At 65.1% G+C, this 6,729-nt stretch carries 8 protein-coding genes; all 8 read right to left on the reverse strand.

The features are described 5' to 3' along the window. Positions 1-6 precede the first annotated feature (6 nt). On the reverse strand, positions 7-768 hold the full coding sequence (locus tag QMZ29_RS14085) for a phosphate/phosphite/phosphonate ABC transporter substrate-binding protein (RefSeq protein ID WP_080352622.1): 762 nt from the start codon (positions 766-768) through the stop codon (positions 7-9). 28 nt (positions 769-796) lie between these two features. Continuing rightward, on the reverse strand, positions 797-1,570 hold the full coding sequence (locus QMZ29_RS14090; protein ID WP_060432689.1) for an ABC transporter permease: 774 nt from the start codon (positions 1,568-1,570) through the stop codon (positions 797-799). Then, on the reverse strand, positions 1,567-2,502 hold the full coding sequence (locus QMZ29_RS14095; protein WP_261424070.1) for an ABC transporter ATP-binding protein: 936 nt from the start codon (positions 2,500-2,502) through the stop codon (positions 1,567-1,569). The genes QMZ29_RS14090 and QMZ29_RS14095 overlap by 4 nt, the downstream gene beginning before the upstream one ends. Further along, on the reverse strand, positions 2,499-3,659 hold the full coding sequence (locus QMZ29_RS14100; protein WP_261424071.1) for an ABC transporter permease: 1,161 nt from the start codon (positions 3,657-3,659) through the stop codon (positions 2,499-2,501). The genes QMZ29_RS14095 and QMZ29_RS14100 overlap by 4 nt, the downstream gene beginning before the upstream one ends. Positions 3,660-3,720: 61 nt before the next feature. Beyond that, the gene (gene osmF, locus QMZ29_RS14105; RefSeq protein ID WP_060432686.1) at positions 3,721-4,650 is read right to left on the reverse strand and encodes a glycine betaine ABC transporter substrate-binding protein OsmF; all 930 of its coding nucleotides are present in this window, start codon (positions 4,648-4,650) and stop codon (positions 3,721-3,723) included. A 40-nt stretch (positions 4,651-4,690) separates the two neighbouring features. After that, a complete protein-coding gene (locus QMZ29_RS14110) occupies positions 4,691-5,722 on the reverse strand; it encodes a fatty acid desaturase (RefSeq protein ID WP_038629055.1) in 1,032 nt (343 codons plus the stop codon). Between the two features lie 89 nt (positions 5,723-5,811). Then, positions 5,812-6,288: an OsmC family protein gene (locus tag QMZ29_RS14115; RefSeq protein ID WP_033642352.1), complete on the reverse strand. Its 477-nt coding sequence runs from the start codon at positions 6,286-6,288 to the stop codon at positions 5,812-5,814. Between the two features lie 140 nt (positions 6,289-6,428). Beyond that, complete coding sequence (locus tag QMZ29_RS14120; RefSeq protein WP_283225782.1) at positions 6,429-6,722, reverse strand: cell envelope integrity TolA family protein; 294 nt, start codon at positions 6,720-6,722, stop codon at positions 6,429-6,431. Between the last annotated feature and the right edge of the window lie 7 nt (positions 6,723-6,729).

The raw sequence follows: 6,729 nt of genomic DNA on the forward strand, positions 1-6,729 counted from the left end.
CGGCGGCTAGAGCGCCGTCACGCCCTGTGCGGCGGCCTGCTGCTCCAGCACGGTGATAATCTGGTAAGCCGAGCGCGGCACCAGGCTGAAATCGCCGATCAGCAGGCGGTCGCTGACCGCCTCATCCAGCATCGCTCGGGCGCCGGCGCGCAGGATGTCCACCTGTTCCGGTGGCGTGCCGGCTGCGGTGATCAGCGGCAAACCGGGCACCGCCGCCGTGCGGCCGATGATTTTCAGCCCCTCCAGCGCCTGTGGCTGCGCGCGGCGCAGCAGTTCCATGCTGATGGAATCGATGGCGGCGATATCCGCCTGCCCGCTGCGGATCAGCTTCAGCGACTGGTAATGCGCCCCGGAGGCGATAGCCGCACCGAAGAATTTCCCGTCCTGCGCCAGCGGCGCGATCAGCGCGCGCAGGCCGTTGTAGCCGGACTGGGAATCGGTGCTGTTATACGCCGCCGTTCGGCCGCGAAAATCCGCCAGCCGCTCGCCGGGATCGTCCGCGCGCACCACCAGCCAGCTGCGGTAATTCGGCCCGTCGCACCCTTCCACCCGGTAGTGGTAGGTGCCGATTAGCTGCACCTGCGGCAAGGTGCTGACCAACGGATAACCGCAGGTTTGGCTGAGCAGCAGATCCTCGCGCCGCCAGTGCTGCGCCAGATCGTCCGGCCAGCTAAGCCGTTCCGGCGCCGCCGGCAACCCCAGCCGCAGCAGCTTGCCGCGCAAGACCTGCCAGAAGGATTCGGCCTGCTCCCGGCCAACGCCGTACATCGGTAGAGACACCTGCATCATTTCCCCCTTACCCCGCCGGAGTGGCCGCCAGCGTCTGCTGGCGCCAGGCGGTGAGATAACGCACCCAACGTTCGAACAGCATATCGGTGATAATAGCCAACAACGCCACGACCGCCGCGCCCTGGATCACATAGGCGGTGTTAAACCCGCTCAGGCCGATGATGATCGGCGAACCGAGCGTTTTGGTGCCGACGGTGGAAGCGATGGCCGCCGTACCGATGTTAATGATCACCGACGTGCGGATCCCGGCGACAATCACCGGCGCCGCCAGCGGCAGTTCAACCCGCCACAGAATTTGCCAGGCGCTCATCCCCACGCCGCGGGCGATCTCGCGCGTGGCGGGCGGTACCGATTCGATGCCCGCCAGCGTGCCCTGCAGGATCGGCAGCAGGCCGTACAGCACCAACGCAATGATCGCCGGCTGCTCGCTGAAGCCCATCACCGGCACCGCTACCGCCAGCACCGCCACCGGCGGGAAGGTCTGCCCCACCGCCACTACCGTTTCCACCAGCGAACGAAACTCCCGGCCGCTGCGTCGGGTCACAGCGACGCCCGCCGCCACGCCGATTACCACCGCGATCAGGCTGGAGATCGCCACCAGCGACAGGTGCGCCCCCACCAGCGCGATAAAGCTGTCCTGCTGATAAATGGGCCGCTCCAAATCAGGGAACCAGGCGGCGAACAGGCCGCGCAGATGATCCATGCCGAACACCAGCGCCAACAGCAGCGCCAACGTCCAGGGCAGCGGATCGCGCAGCAGGCGCCCGATGCGCCCGCTCATGACAGCGCCTGCCCGGCGATCAGATCGTGGAAGTGCAGAACCCCCAATGCTTCGCCCCGTTCATCCACCACCGGCAGGCAGTCGCTGCCGCGCGCCACGAACACCGACAGCGCCTCGCGCAGGCTCATGGCGGCGGCGATCGGCTCGCCCCCAGCGACGCCGGGCCGCACCCGCTCCGCCACCGTACCCAGCGACAGCAGCTTGATGCCGCGATCGCTGCGCCCGAAGAAATCGCGCACGAAATCGTTGGCCGGCGCGGTCAGCAGCGCCAGCGGCGTGCCCTGTTGCACCACGCGCCCCTGATCGAGCAGCACCAGGCGATCCGCCAGGCCCAGCGCCTCGTCGATGTCGTGCGTCACCAGCACGATGGTGCGGCCCGAGATCTGATGAATGCGGGCGATCTCCGCCTGCAGCGCCGTGCGGGTGACCGGATCCAGCGCGCCGAACGGTTCGTCCATCAGCAACACCTCAGGATCGGCGGCCAGCGCACGCGCCACCCCCACCCGCTGCTGTTGCCCGCCGGACAGCTGGTGCGGATAGCGGCGGCGAAACAGATCCGGCTCCAGATGCAACAGCTCCAGTAACTCGGTAACCCGATCGCGGATGCGCGTACGCGGCCATTTCAGCAGTTGCGGCACGGTGGCGATGTTCTCCTCCACCGTCCAGTGCGGGAACAGGCCGATCGACTGGATCGCATAGCCCATGCGCCGCCGCAGATCCTGCGGTTTGAACGACTGGATCTCTTCGCCGGCAAAGAGGATCTTGCCCCGATCGTGTTCTATCAGGCGATTGATCATTTTTAACGTCGTGGACTTGCCAGAACCCGAGGTGCCGATCAACACGGTGAATTCGCCCTCGGCGATGTGCAGCGTGAGATCGTCGACCGCCGGCTTGCCCTGAAAAATTTTGCTGACTTGCTCAAAGTGAATCATCGGCGCGATACGTCCAGGATTGAAACCCAAAATTTAAACAGCGAATCGACGATGACCGCCATCACGACCACCGGGATCACCCCCAGCAGAACCAGATCCAGCGCGCTGCTGAGCAGCCCCTGGAACACGATGGCGCCAAAACCGCCGGCGCCGATCAGCGCCGCCACCACCGCCATGCCGACGGTTTGCACCGCCAGGATGCGCACGCCGGTCAGGAACAGCGGCAACGCCAACGGCAGCTGCACGCGCAGGAAAATCTGCCCGCGCGTCAACCCCATGCCGGTGGCGGACTCAATCACCCCGGCCGGCACGCTCTGCAGCCCCGCCACCACGCTGCGCACCAGCGGCAACAGCGCGTACAGCACCAGCGCCACGATCGCCGGCGCCATGCCGATGCCGCTGACGCCGTGCTCCGCCAGCCAGGGCACCGCCGTCGCCAGCCCCGCCAGCGGCGCGATCAGCAGGCCGAACAGCGCGATGGAAGGCACGGTCTGGATAATGTTCAGCGCGGAAAAAATCGGCCTCTGCCAGCGCTCGGAGCGAAAACACAGCACCCCGAGCGGCACGCCGATCGCCAGCGCCGGGGCCATCGTCGCCAGCAGAATGGTCAGGTGCTGCAGCAGCGCGGCGTCAAACACCTCCTGACGATTGTGGTACTCCTTCAGCAGCGACAGCTGATCGAGCTGATGCCCGAACAGCAGCAGCGCCGGCGGCACCAGCACCAGCGCGTTGCCCAGCATGCGCCACAGGTGCGACGCGGTGAGGCGCGCCATGGCGTCGGCCGCGATCAGCAGGCTCAGCGCCATCGTCAGCCAGCAGCCGCTGCCCCAAGAGGTGCGCGCCAGGCGCGACCCCTCCTGCGCCAGGCGTTCGGCGGCCTGCCCACTGATCCAGAAGGCCAGCGTCAACACCCCGCAGGCGGCCAGCGCCGCCAGCAGCGCCCGCCCCCGCGTCGGCGGCAACAGGCTGAGGCTCGCCAATGCCGCCAGCGGCAACAGCAGCCACAGCGCCGGGCCGTGCAGCAGGGAGAACAAGGGGAGGCTTTTGCCCGACAACAGGCGATTGGGGGCATAACTGAGGAACGGCAGGCCGAACGCGGCCAGCAGCAACAGCATGAACAGCGTCAACAAGACGCGATGTTTTACGGCGATAGTCAAAGAAACGCTCCGGCTCCCTCGGTTAACCCCCTCTCCCGACGGCAGAGGGGGCACCTCGGCATTATCCCTTAACAAACCCTTTCTCTTTCAGGTAAGCGGCCGCCACCTGTTTGGCGTCCTGGCCTTCCACGGCGATCTGCGCGTTGAGTTTTTGCAGCGTGGGCCCGTCCAGCGAGGCGAACACCGGCTTCAGCAGCTCAGGTAGATTGGCGTGCGCTTTCAGCGCCGCTTCGCGCACGATCGGCGCCGGCGCGTAGATCGGCTGTACGCCTTTCGGGTCCGCCAAGGTCTGCAACCCCAGCGCCGCTACCGGGCCATCGGTGCCGTAGGCCATCGCCGCGTTGACGCCGGAGGTCTGCTCCGCCGCCGCCTTGATGGTCACCGCCGTATCACCGCCGGCCAGGGACAGCAGCTGATCCTGATTCAGTTTGAAACCGTAGGCACTCTGGAACGCCGGCAGCGCATCCGGCCGTTCGATAAATTCCGCCGAGGCCGCCAGCTTGAACTTGCCGCCACCGTTGATCCACTTGCCGAGATCCGACAGCGTTTTCAGATGATTGGCCTCCGCCACGTCCTGGCGAATAGCGATGGTCCAGGTGTTGTTGGCCGGCGCCGCGTCCAGCCAGACGATTTTGTTTTTGTCGTAGTCGAGCTGTTTCACTTTCTCGAAGCCGGCCTGGGCGTTCTTCCACGCCGGATCTTTCTCATCGGAGAAGAAAAACGCGCCGTTGCCGGTGTACTCCGGGTAGATGTCGATCTCACCGGAGGTGATGGCGCCGCGCAGCACCTTGGTGGTACCGAGCTGCAGCTTGTTGGTGGTCTTGATGCCGTTGGCTTCCAGCACCTGCACGATGAGGTTGCCGAGCAGCGAACCTTCGGTATCGATCTTGGAGCCGACGCGCACCGAGTCGGCCGCCTGCGCCAGGCCGCCGGTGGCCAGCAGAGCCAGCGCGACGGCAAAGGAACGTCCGCGTGATAAGGTGATTGCCATACTTTTCCTCTGGTTGTACGTTTTCCGGCTCATGGGCCAGTTAGGTTGGAAAATCCTGAGAAACGCGCTTCCAGCGCGCAATAAATTTTTCCGTCGGCAGGGCATCGCCTCCCCCCTGCGGTTCACCGGCGCGCAACGGATGCACGCCGACGTCGATCGGCGTCAGGGCGTAATCGCGCAGCCACTCGCCGTAGCCTTGCGCGACAAATCCCTGACTGCGCCGCTGATACGCCTCGCGCTCCGCCAGATAGACTTCGCGCAAACCATACCAGGGCAGGCCGGGCAGATCGTGATGCACTAAATGGTAGTTCAAATTGAGAAACAACAGCCGCCACGGCCAGCCCGCCTCATTAATAATAGAACGTGCCTGCGGTGCGTCCACGGCGCGATGCTCAAAAAACGATCTCACCTTGGTCAGCGCCAACGCCGGATAGCTGATGGCCAACAGGTAAAACGCCGTGCCGATACCCTGCATCTGCAACCAGTGCAGCAGTACCGCCAACAGCGACAGGTGCGCTAACCACCTCGCCCAGGCGCGCCACTCCCCTCCGGCGAGCGCTTTCACCGCCCCGGCCAGGGTCGCGGCAATATCCAGCGCCGGGCCGAGGAGCACCCGGCCGATCAGCGTATTGCGCACGGCGGCCAACAGCGGCAACAGGCGGGGATAACGCCGCCACTGCGCGGCGCTGAAGTAATAGCTTTCGGGATCTTCGTGCGGATCGGTCAGGTGGTCGTTGCGGTGGTGGCGCAGATGCGAATCGCGATACAGCCCATAGGGATACCACACCGCCAGCGGCAACAGGCCGAACAGCTGATTGACGCGCGGCCAGCGCGTCGGGTGGCCGTGGATCAGCTCGTGTTGCAACGACAGGTACCAGGTGGTCAGGAGGATCAGCAGCGGTGCGCCAAGCCACGGGCCCAGCGCCTGCCAAGAATACGCCACGCCGAACCAGCCGCCGTACACCGCCGCCATGATCCCCCAGGTGGGCAGCTCCAGCCGCCAATGCCGGCGCCGATAAAGCTGCCTGATTCGTTCGCGCTGTTCGGGGTGCAAATAGTGGGCGTGGGACATGCTGCGGCTCGCGGTAAGAGATTTTCTCTCAGTATCCGTGAGCCGTTGCGGCGTTCAAAATAACGAAAATGGCAAAGCTAAGTGAAAATTCAGCGGGTTGCGTACGCGGCCTGCGGTTCGCACGCCACCGGGAAATTCACCGAATTGGCGATAAAGCACAGGTGATGCGCCTTCTCATGCAGCTGTTGCGCCAGTTGCAGATCGTCGCCATCGCGCACCGTGACCTGCGGCCGCAGCGTCACCGAGGTGAAAAAGCCGCCGCGCGCGGCGTCTTCGCGCATCACGCCCACGGCATCGTCCTGATAGGCCAGCACCGAAATCCCCGAGGTGGCGCACAGATGCAGGTACCATAATTTGTGGCAAGCGCTGAGCGATGCTACCAGCAAATCCTCCGGATTCCAGCGCGTCGCGTCACCGCGGAAGGCCGGATCGGCTGAGCCGGCGATATCTGCCTTGCCCACGGCGCCGATCAGGTGATCGCGTCCATAAGCGCGATAATCTTCCGTGCCTGCGCCCAGATTCCCCTGCCAGGTCACCGAGACCTGATAATGATGCTCGCCTTTCATGTCTTTTGCTCCCGTTGGCCGGCCAATGAAAAATTGTCTGGGTGCATGCCCGGAGAACACTATTGGCGGAAAAGCGTGAATACGCAAACGGCGAAACGAGAAAAAACGGGCCGCGCAGGCGGCCCATCGGTCACATCCCTTCAGGGAACGAAATCGAGCACCACGGCGTTGAACAGCGCGTACTCGGTGGCGTTGGCCATCGGCGGAAACTGCGCGTGCTGCACCGCCGCGCTGGCCGCCGCACACAGGGGCGCATCGCCCCTCACGATCTTGCTGCTCACCAGCTTGCCGTCCGGCCGCAGCCGTATGCTGATGGTGCAGCGTTGGCCGCGCGCGTGTTCCGGCAAACGCAGCTCGCGGCTCACCGCGTTATGCACCCGCACCGGATAGCTGAGCGGCGTCGCAGTCTGCGCCTCGGCCTGCGGCCCCGGCAACGGGGTG

Origin of the sequence: Serratia sp. PF-27 (genome assembly GCF_030053255.1) — a bacterium.
Taxonomy (GTDB): Bacteria; Pseudomonadota; Gammaproteobacteria; order Enterobacterales; family Enterobacteriaceae; genus Serratia; species Serratia bockelmannii.

Bases quoted from the DNA above. Each gene is read 5' to 3' on its own strand.
- QMZ29_RS14085 (WP_080352622.1), bottom strand. From the start codon at position 768: ATGTACGGCGTTGGCCGGGAGCAGGCCGAATCCTTCTGGCAGGTCTTG.
- QMZ29_RS14090 (WP_060432689.1), bottom strand. From the start codon at position 1,570: ATGAGCGGGCGCATCGGGCGCCTGCTGCGCGATCCGCTGCCCTGGACG.
- QMZ29_RS14095 (WP_261424070.1), bottom strand. From the start codon at position 2,502: ATGATTCACTTTGAGCAAGTCAGCAAAATTTTTCAGGGCAAGCCGGCG.
- osmF (WP_060432686.1), bottom strand. From the start codon at position 4,650: ATGGCAATCACCTTATCACGCGGACGTTCCTTTGCCGTCGCGCTGGCT.
- QMZ29_RS14110 (WP_038629055.1), bottom strand. From the start codon at position 5,722: ATGTCCCACGCCCACTATTTGCACCCCGAACAGCGCGAACGAATCAGG.
- QMZ29_RS14115 (WP_033642352.1), bottom strand. From the start codon at position 6,288: ATGAAAGGCGAGCATCATTATCAGGTCTCGGTGACCTGGCAGGGGAAT.